The organism is Malikia granosa (assembly GCF_002980595.1).
Classification (GTDB): domain Bacteria; phylum Pseudomonadota; class Gammaproteobacteria; order Burkholderiales; family Burkholderiaceae_C; genus Malikia; species Malikia granosa.
In genome coordinates, this window is sequence record NZ_PVLQ01000140.1 from 1 (window position 1) to 1,994 (window position 1,994).

At 67.7% G+C, this 1,994-nt stretch carries 2 protein-coding genes; both read right to left on the bottom strand.

What is annotated here, in order from left to right; all coding sequences use genetic code 11:
• Positions 1 to 1,452 carry an NAD(P)(+) transhydrogenase (Re/Si-specific) subunit beta gene (locus C6P64_RS17580; protein WP_105749822.1) on the bottom strand — a complete coding sequence of 484 codons (1,452 nt, stop codon included), beginning with the start codon at positions 1,450 to 1,452 and terminating at the stop codon, positions 1 to 3.
• Entirely contained in the window at positions 1,449 to 1,799 is a 351-nt protein-coding gene (locus tag C6P64_RS17585; RefSeq protein ID WP_105749823.1) for an NAD(P) transhydrogenase subunit alpha part 2, read from the bottom strand. Before C6P64_RS17585 ends, C6P64_RS17580 begins: the two co-directional genes overlap by 4 nt.
• Between the last annotated feature and the right edge of the window lie 195 nt (positions 1,800 to 1,994).

Here is a 1,994-nt window from a genome sequence, read left to right on the forward strand (position 1 = left end):
TCACTCGACGGCCTTGGTCATTTCCTCGACCACCTTCTTGGCGTCGCCGAACACCATCATGGTCTTGTCGAGGTAGAACAGCTCGTTGTCCAGCCCGGCGTAGCCCGCCGCCATGCTGCGCTTGTTGACGATCACGGTCTTGGCCTTGTAGGCCTCCAGGATCGGCATGCCGTAGATCGGGCTGCCCTTTTGCAGCGCGGCCGGATTCACCACGTCGTTGGCACCCAGGATGATCGCCACGTCGGCCTGGCCGAACTCGCCGTTGATGTCCTCCATCTCGAACACCTGGTCGTAGGGCACCTCGGCCTCGGCCAGCAGCACGTTCATGTGGCCCGGCATGCGGCCGGCGACCGGGTGGATCGCGTACTTGACCGTGATGCCCTTCTCGGTGAGCTTGTGCGCCAGCTCCTTGACCGCATGCTGCGCGCGCGCCACCGCCAGGCCGTAGCCCGGCACGATCACCACCGTCTCGGCGTGTCCCAGGATGAAGGCCGCGTCGTCCGCGCTGCCGCTCTTGGCGGTGCGCTGCACGCCGCCGCTGCTGCTGACGCCTTCACCCGGATCGGCGCCGAAGCCGCCCAGGATCACGCTGAAGAAGCTGCGGTTCATCGCCTTGCACATGATGTAGCTCAGGATCGCGCCGGATGACCCGACCAGGCTGCCCGCGACGATCAGCATCGCGTTGTTCAGGCTGAAGCCGATGCCGGCCGCCGCCCAGCCCGAGTAGCTGTTGAGCATCGAGACCACCACCGGCATGTCGGCGCCACCGATCGGGATGATGATCAGCACCCCGAGCACGAAGGCCAGCGCGAGCAGGCCCAGGAAGGCGGCGAAGGCGGTCTCGCCCTGGCCGAGCGTGAAGACCAGCCCCAATGCGACGGTCGCCAGACCCAGCACCAGGTTGAGCAGGTGCTGGCCGGCGAAGCTCACCGGCGCGCCCTGGAACAGGCGGAACTTGTACTTGCCGCTGAGCTTGCCGAACGCAACAACAGAGCCCGAGAAGGTGATGGCGCCGATGGCCGCGCCCAGGAACAGCTCGACCTTGTTGCCCAGCGGTGCCTCGCTGCCCTTGCTCAGCCCCGGGATCAGCGCCCAGGGCTCGACCACGGCCGCGACCGCGATGAACACCGCGGCCAGGCCGATCATGCTGTGCATGAAGGCCACCAGCTCGGGCATCTTGGTCATCTCGACCCGCTTGGCCATGACGGCGCCGGCGCCGCCGCCGAGCACCAGGCCGGCGAGCACCCAGCCCAGGCCCTGCACGGCATCGACCTGCATCTGCTGCGCGAGGGTGAAGATCAGGCCGATGGTGGTCAGCACGGCGATCGCCATGCCGCTCATGCCGAAGGCGTTGCCCAGGATCGAGGTCTTGGGATGGCTCAGGCCTTTCAGCGCCTGGATGAAGCAGACCGAGGCCAGCAGGTACAGCAGTACCACGAGGTTCATGCTCATTGCGCGGCTCCTTCAGTGCTGGCGGCAGATGACGCGGAGCTGGCAGCCGCCGGCTTGCGCTCCTTCTTCTTGAACATCTCGAGCATGCGGCGCGTGACCAGGAAGCCGCCGCAGACGTTGACCGCGGCCAGCGCCACGGCCAGCACGCCCATGGCCTTGCCCAGCGGGGTCTCGGTCAGCGCGGCCGCCAGCATGGCGCCGACGATCACGATCGCCGAGATCGCGTTGGTCACCGCCATCAGCGGCGTGTGCAAGGCGGGGGTGACGTTCCAGACCACGTGGTAGCCGACGTAGATCGCCAGCACGAAGATGATCAGGTTGATGAGGGTGGGAGAGACAGCTTCCATGGGGAGGACTTTCCTGACAGGGGGGAACAAGGGAGGCGAGGGAGGCAAGGACCGGCGCTCGAGCCGGGCTGGCTCGGCGACAGGCCCGGGGCTGCGCCCGGGCGTGGGGGAACGGGGGGCCGCGCTCAAGCCAGGCCCCAGGGGTTCAGGACGGACGCAGCACCTGCCCGTCCTGCGTCACCAGGCAGGCCGCGC

Bases quoted from the DNA above. Each gene is read 5' to 3' on its own strand.
- C6P64_RS17585 (WP_105749823.1), bottom strand. From the start codon at position 1,799: ATGGAAGCTGTCTCTCCCACCCTCATCAACCTGATCATCTTCGTGCTG.
- C6P64_RS17580 (WP_105749822.1), bottom strand. From the start codon at position 1,452: ATGAGCATGAACCTCGTGGTACTGCTGTACCTGCTGGCCTCGGTCTGC.